The following is a 12728-nucleotide window of genomic DNA, read 5'->3' as shown; positions in this document are numbered from 1 at the left end:
GCGGCGGGGGCGGGATGGTTGACCGGGGTGTTGCGGCTGGGCCCCAATGGCACCTCGAAGGGATACGGAGCGCGATGTCATGACGACGTGGGGAAACGAAGCCGGGGAGTTCGGGGCTCGCCGCCGCCAAGCCAGTGACGACACCGACCGAGGCGCCTGGAGCCGGCTTTGGGTCGGCCTTGGTGCCGGGCTCGTCATGCTGGCCATCTACCCGTTCTACGAATACGCCGTGCACGCCAAGCTGGCGGAACGGGATCTCCGTGAGGCGACCCGCCAGATGCAGGCACAAATCCAAGCAGCGGGCGACGCTATGGCTCGTGAGACTGCCGAACGCCAGCAACTCACCTTCGAGCAGCGACTCGCGGCAGTGCGTGTGAAAGGCGTGAGTGACGCCGCCGGCGGGCCGGTAGTGATGGTGGAGCTGCAGGGCCTGACTGCGGCCCAAGCGGCCGGACCCATCTGCGGCCAAGCGGCGGGTTGGCTGAAGCGTTCCGTGGGCGGTGAGGTGCTTCGTGTGCAGGCCGCGCGGGGCCAACGCCCGGCGCAGGACGCTGGCACCATCCGCTGCAACTGAGGGAGAGGCCGGATGCCACTGAGCTGGAACGAGATCAAGGACCGCGCGCTGAAGTTCAGTCGCGAATGGGCGGATGAAGCCAGCGAGGACGCCGAGGCCAAGTCCTTCTGGGATGGCTTCTTCGAGGTGTTCGGGGTGCCGCGCCGTCGCGTCGGCACCTTCGAGAAAAAGGTGAAGAAGCTCGACGGTAAGGACGGCTTCATCGACTTGCTCTGGAAGGGCGTGCTGCTGGTCGAGCACAAATCCCGCGGCAAGGACCTCGATCGAGCCCACGCTCAGGCCCGCGACTACTTCGCCGGCCTGAGCGATGCCGAGCTGCCGAAGTACCTGTTGGTCTCGGACTTCGCGCGCTTCCGGCTCTACGACCTCGAAACCGGCGAGTCGCCGGTGGAGTTCGCGCTGCGCGACCTGCACAAGCAGGTGAAGCGCTTCGGCTTCATGGCGGGCTATCAGGCGCGCACGTACAAGGACGAAGACCCCGTCAACGTGCAGGCCGCCGAGCGTATGGGCCGGCTGCACGACGCGCTGAAGGCCGCTGGCTACGAAGGCCACGCGCTGGAAGTGATGCTGGTGCGCCTGCTGTTCTGTCTGTTCGCCGACGACACCGGCATCTTCCCGCGCCATGCCTTCACCGAGTTGGTGGCGCAGCGCACCGGCGTGGACGGTGCCGACCTCGGCCTTTGGCTGGCCCAGCTCTTCCAGACGCTGAACACGCCGGCCACCAAACGCCAGAGCACGCTCGATGCTCAGCTGGCGGAGTTCCCCTACGTCAACGGCAAGCTGTTCGAAGAGCCGCTGCCCTTCGCCAACTTCAACGCCACCATGCGCCAGCAGCTGCTGGACGCGGCGGCGCTGGACTGGAGCCGCATCAGCCCGGCCATCTTTGGCTCGATGTTCCAGAGCGTGATGGATGCGAAGGCGCGCCGGAACCTCGGCGCGCATTACACCAGCGAGAAGAACATCCTGAAGCTCATCGGGCCGCTGTTCCTCGATGGCTTGAAGGCAGAGCTGGAGAAGATTGGCAGCCACGAAGCCAAGCTGCGCGAGTTCCATGCGCGCTTGGGCACGCTGCGCTTTCTCGACCCGGCGTGCGGCTGCGGCAACTTTCTTGTCATCGCCTACCGCGAGCTTCGGCTGATCGAGTTGGAGGTGCTGAACCGCCTGTACGCGAAGCAGGGCAGCGTGTTCACCCGCGTGGGCGACCACGTGCTGGTGGACGTGGACCAGTTCTACGGCATCGAGATCGAGGAGTTCCCGGCGCAGATCGCACAGGTGGCCCTATGGCTGATGGACCACCAGATGAACCTGCAGGTGGCCGAACGCTTCGGCGAGTACTTCGCGCGCCTGCCGTTGACCAAGAGCCCGACCATCGTGCACGAAAATGCATTGCGCATTGATTGGGCAAGCGTGATTCCGAAGGAGAAGCTGAGCTACATCCTCGGGAATCCGCCGTTCATCGGCTCGAAGCTGATGACGGAAGGGCAGCGCACCGATCTGCTGGCCGTGGCCGGCAAGCTGAAAGGTGCTGGCGTTCTTGATTTCGTCTGCGCTTGGCATCTGAAGGCAACGGCTTACGCGGAAGGCACGGGCATCGGCATCGCCTTCGTATCCACCAACTCGATCTGCCAGGGCGAGCAGGTGGGCATTCTGTGGGGCGAGTTGCTGGCGCGCGGCTGGCGCATCGCCTTCGCGCATCGGACCTTTCGTTGGAACAGCGAAGCAAAGGGCGTGGCAGCTGTGCATTGCATCATCGTCGGCATGAGCCGTACGCCGCCGAGCCCGAGGCGGCTGTTTGACTACGAGACGGTGGGCGGCGAGCCGCAGGAAGTTGCGGCAGGCAACATCAACCCCTATCTGGTGGATGCGCACGATGTGCTGCTTCTGAATCGGAGCAAGCCGCTCTGTGATGTGCCGGAAATCGGGATTGGCAATAAGCCGATCGATGGCGGCTACTACTTGTTGACGCCAGAAGAGCGGGATTTACTCTTGCAGGCTGAACCCAATGCCGCTCGATTCATCAAGCGCTGGTTCGGCGCAACAGAGTTCTTGAACGGGATCGAGCGTTACTGCGTTTGGCTTGCTGATGCAGAACCGTCTGCGATTCGGGCGATGCCTGCCGTGCTCGCTCTTGTTGAAAAAGTCCGTCGTTATCGTTTGGGTGAGATTGATGCGAAAAGTGGTCGAGAGGCAAAGGCGGGCCAGAGTTCTCTAGCTCTCGCCCCGACGCCCACCCGGTTTCATGTCGAAAATCTTCCCAAGACTTCGTACTTGTTGCTGCCGCGCCATTTCTCCGAGAACCGTGACTACATGCCTTCAGGTTTCATGTCGCCAAACGATCTTTCGGGCGATGCCAACCTCATCGTGTCGTCCGATGATCTCTGCTTCTTCGGAGTCATTTCATCGCGAATGCATATGGCGTGGATTCGAACGACATGTGGTCGCATCAAGAGCGATTACCGCTACTCCGCCGGCATCGTCTACAACAACTTCCCCTGGCCCGAGCCGCTGGACGACAAAGCACGCACTGCCATTGAAGCCGCCGCACAGGACATGATCGACGCGCGTGCCGCCTTCCCCGGCAGCACGCTGGCCGATCTGTACGACCCGCTGACCATGCCGCCCGCGCTGGTGAAGGCGCACCAACAGCTCGACAGAGCCGTGGATGCCGCCTATGTCGCTGCGGAGAAGGCCGCCGGCCGCAAGGCGCCGAAGCTCGGCAGCGACGCCGAGCGCATCGCCTTTCTGTTCGAGCGCTACGAGGCCCTGACCTCGCTGCTGCCGGTGACGAATACGAAGAAGGCGCGGTCGTCGCGCAAGGTCCTTGCGAGGCGTGATGCGCGGGCGTAGCGTGCGCTGCGCGGCGGGTAGGGCCCCACCACGGTAAAGGGGATGGCGGCCGACATGGCCGCATAGGACTGCGGGTTCAAGTCCCGCCCTCGCCGCGCTTTCTTCTCCATGACCCCTGTCCGCGCCTTAGGGGTGTGTAGCAGGACATCGGGCGGAGGCGCCAAGGCGCCGCACGAAAAAATCATATGGATCAATGGTTTAACCTTTCCCGGTGGGCTGGAGCCTCGATCCGCCGAGGGAGCGCATCGAGGGCACTTCACTTGAATTAAGTTCGCTTAAAACTTAAAAGTCTTCAAATGAAGCCGCTCCCCCCCACCCCAACGCTGGACGATCTGTTCCGACTACCGCCGGAGCGCGTGCGCGCGGTCGCCGAGCGCGCCGCGGCTCTCGACGATTTGGCCTACCTGCACTGGGAGGCCCTGCGGCACCGCACCCCACCGGCGGGGCTGTCCTCCAAGGAGTGGTGGTTCGCGCTGAAATGGCGGCGTGCCAGCGCCGCTGTGCAGGTACCGCGGCTGAGGGCCATCAACGGCCGGACGCTCACCTACACTCGGCACGCGCGGGTGGAGCTCGGCGTGTCGCGGATGGACCGCTTTCTCGCCGGTCCTCAGACGCTGCCGCAGGCCGCCGCGAGCCCGGTCACCCGCGACCAGTACCTTGCCAGCTCGCTGATGGAGGAGGCCATCCATTCGAGCCTGTTCGAGGGCGCCGTGAGCACGCGCGAGGCGGCGAAGGACATGCTGCGCTCGCGTCGCGAACCGTTGAATCGCGATGAGCGGATGATCCTCAACAATTTCCGTGCCATGGAGCGTCTGCGTGAAATGGCGCCCGAGCCCTTGAGTCTGGACGGGGTTCTCGAGCTGCATCGCATCCTCACCGACGGCACGCTGGACGATGATTCGCAGGCTGGGAAACTGCAGCAGCCTAGCGACGTTCGGGTCGATGTGGTCGATCATCGTGTGAATCGCATCGTCCACACGCCGCCGCCGGCCGAGCAGCTGCCGGAGCGGATGGCGGCGCTCATCGCCTTCGCCAACGCGCCCGACATTGAAGATGGCCAGTATCTGCATCCGGTGCTCCGATCGATTCTTCTCCACTTCCAACTCGCCTACGACCATCCGTTCTACGATGGCAACGGCCGGACTGCGCGCGCGTTGTTCTACTGGTCGATGCTGCATCGCGGCTACTGGCTCGCCGAGTTCTTCTCCATTTCCCGCCTGCTGTACCGCAATCGCCGGCCCTACGAGCTGGCCTACCAGCAGGTCGAAAGCGACGACCAGGACGCTACGTACTTCCTCATCCAGCAACTGGAAGTGCTGGATCAGGCGGTGGCGGAACTCTTCGCGTATGTCGAACGCAAGGGAAGCGCGCAGGCCGTCTTGCGTCGACGCCTTGCCGATCGCGGAGACCTCAACCATCGGCAGCTCGCGCTGCTCGATCACGCGCTGAGGCGGCCGGAAGCGGAGTACAGCCATGATTCGCACGCGACGTCGCACCGCATCAGCGGCGTTACGGCGCGCGCCGATCTTCTTGACCTTGTCGATAAGGGTTGGCTGCGTGCCGTCCGTTCTGGGCGCCGCGTGATCTATCTTCCTGCCGAAGATCTTGAAACGCGCATGCAGCAGGGACACCCATGACCCACACCATCGAAGGCCCTTTCCACGTCCAGATGACGCCCGAAACGCTGGCGCATGCGGATGCTCCGCCGCAGCTCGGCCGGCCATGTCGCCATCGAACGCGTGGTCGGGATGCTGGACGCGCGGATGGGCACCGACATCGCCGGTGGCGACCACTTCTACCGCTTCGAGTACACCTTGCCGGAGGCGGAGTGAAGCGCGCGCTGCTGGCGTCCGCCCTTCTGGCGTTCGCGCCTTGGGCCGTGACCGCGGCGCCCGCCGAGGCGGTGCGCGAATCCACGGTGGCCGCGCCCTCGCGCTTCGAGACCTTCACCGTCGCGCTGCCCACGCTCGGCGTCGAGCGCACGCTGCGCGTCTACCTGCCGCGCGGTTACACGAACTGCGAGGGCTGCCGCTATCCGGTCGTCTATTTCATGGATGGCCAGAACGTTTTCGACGCTGCCACCAGTTATGTCGGCGAATTGGGTGCGGACGAGGCGCTCGACGAGCTTCTGGTGAAGCACGACCTCGCGGTGATCGCCGTCGGCGTCGACCACGGTGGCGAGGCGCGGATGAATGAACTCAGCGTGTGGGAGAACCCGGAGTTCAAGCCGGCCCGTGGCGAGGCCTTCCTCGCCGATCTCGTCGGTGCGGTGAAGCCCGCCATCGACGCGCGCTACCGCACGCGCCCCGCGGCGGCCTCGACCACCATCGTCGGCAGCTTGATGGGCGGGCTGATGGCGCATGCCGCGGTGCTGCGGCGGCCTGATGTCTTCGGCGGGGCGATCATCTTCTCGCCGAGCTACTGGTTCTCGCGGGCCATTGCCGAGGAGACCGCAGCAACGCCGTTGAAGTCCGGCCAGCGGGTTTACGTGTATGCCGGCGGCATGGAGAGCGAATCGATGCTGCCCCAAGCCCGGGCGATGTTCGAAACCTTCAGCGTTCGATCGCCGTCCACGCGGCTGAACTTCCTCGAAGACCCGAACGCGGGGCACAACGAAGCCGCGTGGCGCGCGGCGCTGCCGACCGCCCTGTGCTGGCGCTTCGCCCCGATCTGCGAGCCGTGCTGAGGGCGCTTCAGGCGGGCTCGCCTACAATGCGTGCCGCTTCTTCCCCGGAATTCCCATGGCGCTCAAGGCCACCGTCCACCGCGCGACGCTGCAGGTCTCCGACCTCGATCGCCACTACTACGCCACGCACACGCTGACCCTGGCGCAGCACCCGTCGGAGACGGATGCGCGCCTGATGGTGCGCCTGCTCGCTTTCGGCCTGTTCGCCGAGGAGCGCCTGGAGTTCGGCCGCGGCATCAGCAGCGAGGGCGAGCCCGACGTGTGGTTGCGCTCGCTCACCGGCGACATCGAGCACTGGATCGAACTCGGCCAGCCCGAGGAGGCCGACGTGCGTCGCGCCTGTGGGCGCTCGCGTCGCGTCACGGTGGTCGGCTACAGCGGCCGCGGCTTCGGCCTGTGGTGGGAGAAGAACGCTGCCGGCTTGGCGCGTTGCGCGAACCTCGACGTCGTCGAATTGCCGGCGGGCACGGCCGAAGCGCTCGCGCCGCTGCTCGCCCGCGGCATGGACCTGCAGTGCCTCGTGCAGGACGGCGAAGTGCAGCTGATGGGCGAGGGCGGCTCGGTCAGCGTCACGCCCGTGTGGCACCAGCGTGCGGGCTGAACGTGTCGACGTCGTCGTGATTGGCGGCGGCGCGGCCGGGCTGATGACGGCCTTCACCGCCGGTCGTCGCGGCCGGCGCGTGCGCGTGATCGAGCATGCCAACCGCTGCGGCAAGAAGATCCTGATGTCAGGTGGTGGGCGCTGCAACTTCACCAACACCGGCACCACGCCGGCGAACTTCCTTTCGGCCAACCCGCACTTCTGCAAGTCCGCACTCGCCCGCTACACGCCGGCGCACTTCATCGCGATGGTCGAGCGCCACGGCATCGCGTACCACGAGAAGGAGCTCGGCCAACTGTTCTGCGACGACAGCAGCAAGCAGATCGTGGCGATGCTGCTGAAGGAGTGCGAAGACGCTGGCGTCGATGTGCGCACGTCCTGCGCGGTGGAGTCCGTCGAGACGCGGGAGGGCGCGGCCGAAAGCGCTCCGCGCTTCCGCATCACCACGTCGCAGGGCGTGGTCGAGGCCGAATCGCTGGTGGTCGCCACGGGCGGCCTTTCGATCCCGAGCATGGGCGCCACCGGTTTCGGCTATGCGCTGGCGAAGCAGTTCGGCCATGCGCTGCTGCCCACCCGCGCCGGCCTCGTGCCGCTTACGCAGAGCGGCAAGCCGGCGGAACAGATGGCGGAGCTGGCCGGTGTCGCTTTGCCTGTCACCGCACGGGCCGGCAAGACGAGTTTCAGCAACGCGATGCTGGTCACGCACCGCGGCATCAGCGGCCCGGCCATCCTGCAGATCTCCAACTACTGGCAGCCGGGCGAGGCGCTCGAACTCGACCTGCTGCCCGGGCAGGACGCGCTCGAAACCCTCACGGCCCTGCGAGCCGCGCGGCCCGACGCCCAGCTGCGCACGGTCCTCGCTGAGCTGCTGCCGAAGCGGTTCGCCGAGCGCCTGTGCGAGACCGTGTTCGAGAGCCGACCGATGAAGCAGCTCGACCCGAAGCCGCTGCAGCGCATCGCCGAGATGCTCGCCCGCTTCCCGCTGGTCTGCAGCGGCACCGAGGGCTACCGCACCGCCGAGGTCACGCTGGGCGGCGTCGACACCAAGGAAGTCTCGTCCAGCACGATGGAAAGCCGTCGCGTGCCGGGCCTTTACTTCGTCGGCGAAGTGCTCGACGTCACCGGCTGGCTCGGTGGCTACAACTTCCAATGGGCCTCGGCTTCCGGCCATGCCGCCGGACAACACGCATGAACCCCTACCGCACCACCTTCCCGCACCCGCTCGTCGACATCGGCGCCAACCTGACGCACGAGAGCTTCGGCCATGATTTCGACGCCGTGCTCGAACGCGCGGCCGAGGCCAGCGTCCACCAGCTCGTCGTCACCGGCGCCTCGCGCGAGGGCTCGCGCCACGCACTCGATCTCGCCCGCGCGCACCCGGGCCGGCTGTTCGCCACCGCCGGCGTGCACCCGCACCACGCGATCGAGGTGACGGATGAAGCCGTCGCCGATCTGCGCGAACTGCTCACGCACCCGGAAGTGGTGGCGGTGGGCGAGACCGGCCTCGACTACTTCCGCGATTTCGCCCCGCGTCATGCCCAGCAGCGCGCCTTCGAACGCCAGCTGGAGCTCGCCGTCGAATGCGGCAAGCCGCTGTTGCTGCACCAGCGCGACGCCCACGACGATTTCCTCGCCATCCTCAAGCCCTTCCTGCCGCGTTGCGGCCCGGCGGTGGTGCACTGCTTCACCGGTGATGAGCGTGCGCTGATGGAATCGCTGGACGCCGGCTGCTACATCGGCATCACTGGCTGGCTCTGCGACGAACGCCGCGGCCAACACCTCCGCGAGCTGGTGAAGCGCATCCCGGCCGACCGCCTGATGGTCGAGACCGACTGCCCCTACCTGCTGCCGCGCACGTTGAAGCCCACGCCGAAGGACAGGCGCAACGAGCCGGCCTTCCTGCCGCACATCGTCCACGAGCTCGCGAAGGACCGCGGCGAAGACGTGGCGGTGACGGCGGCCAGCACCACGGCGACGGCACGGGCGTTTTTCCGCTTGCCCGAGGCCTGAGCCCGCGGGCGGCAGAGTGTGACGCCCGACCGCACTTGACCGCGTGTGACCTTGTGCGGCGCGATGCCTCGCCGCGGACGCGACGTGGTCGACGGAATGGGCTTGATCGGGGTCGTAAACCGGCAAAAAAGCGAGGAGGGCGTGCCATGCGGATCGCAACCATCAGCCGTGTTTCCCTGTCGATCGTCGTGACGCTCTGTGGCGTGGCCATCGCCGCCTTGCTGCTCCATCGCGCGGGTTCGGAGGGCGAACGCGAGCTCGCCCGCCAACAGGAACTCTCGGAGGCGTTCGTCGATGCCTTGCGCGACCTCGCTTTCGATCATTCGCATGCCGTGAGCCGTGCTGCCCTCGGTCCCGGACTGGTCGACGACATCAAGGCCGACCTGGCCGATCTCGACGAGGCCACGGGGCGCGTCGAGGCGCAGTTCGATGCCCTGGAAGCCTCCGGCGCGGGCGTTGCCCTCCTTTCGCCGCTGGAGCGCTCCCTCGATGCCTGGAAGCAGCTCCGCACCTACGAACGCTCGGCCCTGCAGCCGTTCCCCGGCGGCGGCCCGCGCGCTGTCCTCCTGAGTCGCCGCCACGAGGCTCTCCGTGGTGGTTTCGTGGAGAGCCTTTCGGGGGCGGCGGAGGCGATACGCAGCCAATTCAAGGCGCAGATCGAGACCCGCGAACAGGCGGGTGACCGCAAGGACCGCGTGGCCCTGGCGGCGATGGTGTTCTGCTTCGTCGGGGGGCTGGCACTGCTGCAGGTCTTCGCGCGGCGGCATCTCACCCGGACCTTCGCGGCGCTGGGCCGAGGCGTCCGGCGGCGAACGATCATCCCGCGCGTTCCGGCCCGGGCGGGCCATTGATCGGCATCACCACGTCATCCGCGTCGATACCTGGGCTCGCTGCGCCGCCATTCCGGGCGCTGCGGCGGTTCTCGCCGACCACCCCGGCCGCTGGCTTGGTCGAAGTTAGGAAGATTATCTTTTCTTTGTAATTTTCCGAAGATCGGCCTAGGCTGCGGCCATGGACCCCATCGCCAACCCCTATGCCCCCGGTGCCGGGGCGCCGCCGCCCGAGCTCGCCGGCCGTGACGCCCTGATCGAGCAGGTGCGGATCGCCATCGCGCGCATCCGTGCCGGCCGGCAGGCCAAGAGCGTGCTGCTGGTCGGCCTGCGCGGCGTCGGCAAGACCGTGCTGCTCGACCGCATGCGACAGGACGCCGAGGCCGCGGGCATGGAGACCATCCGCATCGAAGCGCCGGAAGGCCGCTCGCTGCCGGCCATGCTGGCGCCGCAGTTGCGCCTCGCCTTGCTGCGCCTGTCGCGTCGCGACAAGGCCAAGGACCTCGCCAGCCGCGGCCTGCGCGCGCTGGCCGGGTTCGCGAAATCGCTGAAGCTCAAGTACGCCGATCTCGAAGTGGGCATCGACCTCGATCCCGAGCCCGGCCTCGCCGACAACGGCGACCTCGAGAGCGATCTGCTGGCCCTGCTGGAAGCCGCGGCCCGTGCCGCGCAGGCCGACGGCACCGCCCTCGTGCTTTTCGTCGACGAGCTGCAGTACGTGCCGGAAGAGCAGCTGGCCTCGCTGGTCACGGCCCTGCATCGCTGCGCGCAGCAGCAGGTGCCGGTGGTGCTGGTGGGCGCCGGCCTGCCGTCGCTGCCCGGCCAGATGGGCCGCGCGAAGTCCTATGCCGAGCGGCTGTTCGCGTTCCCCTTCATCGGGCCGCTCGACGCCACGGCCGCTCGCGATGCCATCGAGGTGCCGGCGGCCGCGCTGGGCGTGCGCTTCGAGCCCGCGGCCACCGAGGCGATCCTCCAAGCCACCGAGGGCTACCCCTACTTCCTGCAGGAGTGGGGCAAACATGCCTGGGACGTGGCGAAGGGCTCGCCGATCACGGTCGCCGACGTCGAACGCGCCGCGCGCGAGGCGGTGGCGGCCCTCGACGAAAGCTTCTTCCGCGTGCGCTTCGATCGCCTCACGTTGGCCGAGAAGCGCTACCTGCGCGCGATGGCGGCGCTGGGGCCGGGCCCGCACCGCTCCGGCGACATCGCCGACACCCTCGGTCGCAAGGTCACCGCGATGGGGCCGATCCGCGCGCAGTTGATCGACAAGGGCATGGTGTGGAGCCCGAACCACGGCGATACCGCGTTCACCGTGCCGATGTTCGACGCCTACCTGCGGCGCATCCTGCCCGGCGAGGACTGGCGCGAGGGCTGATCGTCAGTCGGCATGCGGCAGCGCGTCCGCCCGGCGCGTGCAGTGCCGGCCGGCGCTCTTCGCGAGGTAAAGCGCTTCGTCGGCGCGCTTGAGCAGCAAGGCGAGGTCGTTGCGATGGCGTTGGCCGCCGAGCATCGCCGCGCCGATGCTCACCGTCAGTGCCTGGGTGGCATCCGGCAGCAGCATGGCCGCCATCTTGGCGTGCACGGTTTCCGCCACGCGAGCGGCGGCCTCGGGGCTCGCGTCGGGAAGCCACAACGCGAACTCTTCGCCGCCAAGGCGCACGACGGTGTCGCTGCGCCGCAGGCAGGTTCGGAGAACGCCTGCCATGGCCACCAGCACGGTGTCGCCGACGTCATGGCCCCAGCGGTCGTTGATGGCCTTGAAGTGGTCGGCATCGACCATGAGCAACGCACTGTCGGTTGACGGCGTGCCGTCCTGCGGGGCGGCCGGCCTGGCCATGAACGCGGCATCGAGCGCGCGCCGGTTGCCGAGGCCCGTGAGCGGGTCGGTGCGGGCGAGCTGGTCAAGCTCGTCGTTGCGCGTGCGGATGGCTTCGGACTGCGCCTCGAGGCGCCGATTGGCCTCGGCCAGCTCGCGCGCGAGACCCTGCGCGGACTGACGTGCGGCCACCAGCTCGGCTTCGAAGCGCGCGCGCTCCCTCGCGGGGAAGAACAGCCAGAGCACCCGCGCGCCGTCGTCGAGGCGACGTGCGCTGACGAGGCAGGGCCATGGGGTGCCGCCCGGCGACTGCAGCAGCACGTGGCATTCATCGAAACGCCCATCGCGACGCAGCAGCGGCCAGAGGTGGGTCTCAAGAAAAATGGCCGAGGCGCGGCCGAACAGCGTGCCGATGTAGTCGAGGGCGCCGGCTTCGATGCCCAGCTCTTCGACGACGTCGCCAGTGATCGTCTGCAGGCTCCCGCTCGCATCGGTGACGACCACCAGCGCCGGCAGGCGCGGCAGCAGCTCGGCCATCGATGAGCGCTCAGCGGGCAAGCCGCCTCCGCAGCGCGTCGACCACCAGCGCCGGGTGGCTCATGTGGGCGCAATGGCCGGCGACGTCGAGCACCTCCAGCGTGGCCTGCGGGAGGCGCGCCTTCAGCCAGCGCCCGACGTCCAGAGGTGCGAGCGCGTCGTGGCGGTGCTGCAGCAGCAGCGCGGGCGTGCGGACGCGCTCGACGTCGGCGCGGTTGTCCGAGAAGAAGGTGGCCGCAGCGAACTGGCGCGCCACATCGGGGTCGGTCGAGCAGAAGCTTTCGGAAAGCCGCCCTGCCACCTCGGCCCCGCCGCCTTCGCCGGCGACCACCGGGGCCAGCGTCTGCGCCCAGCCCAGGTAGTTCTGGTCCATCAGGGTGAGCAGGCCTTCGAGGTCGGCGCGCTGGAAGCCACCGATGTAGTCGGGCGGATGGTCGATGAAGCAGGGGTTCGGGCCGAGCAGAACGAGGTCGCGGAAGAGGGCGGGCTCGCGCGCGGCGGCGAGCATGCCGATGCTGCAGCTCACCGAGTGGGCCACGAGGGTGAGGCCTTCGGGCGGCGCGACGCTGCGCGCGATCGCGAGCAGGTCGTCGGCGTAGCCTTCGAGCGAGGCGTGGCGCTTCGGATCGTACGCGGCACGATCGGACCGGCCTGATCCGGCGTAATCGAACGCGACTTGGCGATGGCTCCCGGCGAACGCCGGCAGGATTGCGTCCCACATGGCTTGGCTGCAGCCGAAGCCGTGCGCGTAGAGCAGGGTGGGGCCGGTTCCCTCCACCCGCACGCGGTGGCGCCGGTGGATATCGAGCGTGGCAGCGTCGTCCATC

The 12728-nt window shown here is 67.6% G+C and carries 12 protein-coding genes; 10 read left to right on the top strand and 2 right to left on the bottom strand.

Annotated elements, in window-relative coordinates; genetic code table 11:
• The first annotated feature begins 79 nt into the window (after positions 1–79).
• The 10 genes from O9255_RS03580 to O9255_RS03535 all read left to right on the top strand — a co-directional run bounded on the left by O9255_RS03580 (position 80) and on the right by O9255_RS03535 (position 10923).
• Complete coding sequence (locus O9255_RS03580) at positions 80–574, top strand: hypothetical protein (protein ID WP_297865463.1); 495 nt, start codon at positions 80–82, stop codon at positions 572–574.
• A gap of 12 nt (positions 575–586) precedes the next feature.
• Positions 587–3421, top strand: coding sequence for a DNA methyltransferase (locus O9255_RS03575; RefSeq protein WP_297865462.1), 2835 nt, complete (start codon positions 587–589; stop codon positions 3419–3421).
• Positions 3422–3717: 296 nt separating this feature from the next.
• On the top strand, positions 3718–5058 hold the full coding sequence (locus tag O9255_RS03570) for a Fic family protein (RefSeq protein ID WP_297865461.1): 1341 nt from the start codon (positions 3718–3720) through the stop codon (positions 5056–5058).
• Positions 5059–5112: 54 nt separating this feature from the next.
• Positions 5113–5253: a hypothetical protein gene (locus O9255_RS03565; RefSeq protein WP_297865460.1), complete on the top strand. Its 141-nt coding sequence runs from the start codon at positions 5113–5115 to the stop codon at positions 5251–5253.
• On the top strand, positions 5250–6107 hold the full coding sequence (locus O9255_RS03560) for an alpha/beta hydrolase-fold protein (protein ID WP_297865459.1): 858 nt from the start codon (positions 5250–5252) through the stop codon (positions 6105–6107). The genes O9255_RS03565 and O9255_RS03560 overlap by 4 nt, the downstream gene beginning before the upstream one ends.
• A gap of 55 nt (positions 6108–6162) precedes the next feature.
• Positions 6163–6708, top strand: a complete 546-nt coding sequence (locus O9255_RS03555; protein WP_297865458.1) for a YaeQ family protein — start codon at positions 6163–6165, stop codon at positions 6706–6708.
• Entirely contained in the window at positions 6698–7900 is a 1203-nt protein-coding gene (locus O9255_RS03550) for an NAD(P)/FAD-dependent oxidoreductase (protein WP_297865457.1), read from the top strand. Before O9255_RS03555 ends, O9255_RS03550 begins: the two co-directional genes overlap by 11 nt.
• Complete coding sequence (locus tag O9255_RS03545; protein WP_297865456.1) at positions 7897–8718, top strand: TatD family hydrolase; 822 nt, start codon at positions 7897–7899, stop codon at positions 8716–8718. Before O9255_RS03550 ends, O9255_RS03545 begins: the two co-directional genes overlap by 4 nt.
• 146 nt (positions 8719–8864) lie before the next feature.
• Positions 8865–9569 (top strand): hypothetical protein, encoded by a 705-nt coding sequence (locus O9255_RS03540; protein ID WP_297865455.1) that lies wholly within the window; start codon positions 8865–8867, stop codon positions 9567–9569.
• Positions 9570–9729: 160 nt separating this feature from the next.
• Positions 9730–10923, top strand: a complete 1194-nt coding sequence (locus O9255_RS03535) for an ATP-binding protein (protein ID WP_297865454.1) — start codon at positions 9730–9732, stop codon at positions 10921–10923.
• 3 nt (positions 10924–10926) lie between these two features.
• On the opposite strand, the gene O9255_RS03530 is transcribed toward O9255_RS03535, so the two are convergent.
• Together O9255_RS03530 and O9255_RS03525 are read right to left on the bottom strand one after the other, a co-directional pair.
• Positions 10927–11901, bottom strand: coding sequence for a GGDEF domain-containing protein (locus tag O9255_RS03530; protein WP_297865453.1), 975 nt, complete (start codon positions 11899–11901; stop codon positions 10927–10929).
• 10 nt (positions 11902–11911) lie between these two features.
• On the bottom strand, positions 11912–12727 hold the full coding sequence (locus O9255_RS03525) for an alpha/beta hydrolase (RefSeq protein WP_297865452.1): 816 nt from the start codon (positions 12725–12727) through the stop codon (positions 11912–11914).
• Position 12728: the final 1 nt, after the last annotated feature.

The sequence above is a fragment of the Silanimonas sp. genome, from assembly GCF_027530345.1.
In the GTDB taxonomy this organism is placed as follows: domain Bacteria; phylum Pseudomonadota; class Gammaproteobacteria; order Xanthomonadales; family Xanthomonadaceae; genus Silanimonas.
Note: the sequence above shows the minus strand (reverse complement) of the source record. Positions and strands in the feature narration are given on the sequence as shown.

What these genes read in the sequence shown, in the direction of transcription:
- O9255_RS03555 (WP_297865458.1), top strand. Translation starts at nt 6,163, where the DNA reads ATGGCGCTCAAGGCCACCGTCCACCGCGCGACGCTGCAGGTCTCCGAC.
- O9255_RS03530 (WP_297865453.1), bottom strand. Translation starts at nt 11,901, where the DNA reads ATGGCCGAGCTGCTGCCGCGCCTGCCGGCGCTGGTGGTCGTCACCGAT.
- O9255_RS03545 (WP_297865456.1), top strand. Translation starts at nt 7,897, where the DNA reads ATGAACCCCTACCGCACCACCTTCCCGCACCCGCTCGTCGACATCGGC.
- O9255_RS03575 (WP_297865462.1), top strand. Translation starts at nt 587, where the DNA reads ATGCCACTGAGCTGGAACGAGATCAAGGACCGCGCGCTGAAGTTCAGT.
- O9255_RS03525 (WP_297865452.1), bottom strand. Translation starts at nt 12,727, where the DNA reads ATGGACGACGCTGCCACGCTCGATATCCACCGGCGCCACCGCGTGCGG.
- O9255_RS03535 (WP_297865454.1), top strand. Translation starts at nt 9,730, where the DNA reads ATGGACCCCATCGCCAACCCCTATGCCCCCGGTGCCGGGGCGCCGCCG.
- O9255_RS03580 (WP_297865463.1), top strand. Translation starts at nt 80, where the DNA reads ATGACGACGTGGGGAAACGAAGCCGGGGAGTTCGGGGCTCGCCGCCGC.
- O9255_RS03565 (WP_297865460.1), top strand. Translation starts at nt 5,113, where the DNA reads ATGCGGATGCTCCGCCGCAGCTCGGCCGGCCATGTCGCCATCGAACGC.
- O9255_RS03570 (WP_297865461.1), top strand. Translation starts at nt 3,718, where the DNA reads ATGAAGCCGCTCCCCCCCACCCCAACGCTGGACGATCTGTTCCGACTA.
- O9255_RS03540 (WP_297865455.1), top strand. Translation starts at nt 8,865, where the DNA reads ATGCGGATCGCAACCATCAGCCGTGTTTCCCTGTCGATCGTCGTGACG.